Source organism: Bradyrhizobium sp. 25ACV, from assembly GCF_054863005.1.
Window position 1 is genome coordinate 1 of the sequence record NZ_JAVAYO010000106.1, and the last position, 269, is coordinate 269.

The window sequence follows — 269 nt, forward strand, 5'->3', positions numbered from 1 at the left end:
CTTCGCCAGCTGTTCAATCGGCACGTTACGATTTGGCTCGGTGATAATCAGATCCGGTTTCGCCGCCGCCACCGCTTCAAGGTCAATGTCGGCGGTGCCGATGAATTTAATGTCGCTATTATCGAAATCCACGCCGGTCAACTGCGCGCTTGAACGCAGATAGTGGCTGCCATCCGGACGCGTGCGCCCGTGGCTCGCCACCGGCGGTGCCCCCAGCTCAATCAGCGGGATGGTAATATCAAGATCGTGCATAGAAACAATGCGCTTCG

General features: G+C 57.2%; 1 pseudogene. It reads right to left on the bottom strand.

The features are described 5' to 3' along the window. Positions 1-269, bottom strand: a pseudogene (locus RAD04_RS38760) (iron-siderophore ABC transporter substrate-binding protein); the annotation flags it as partial.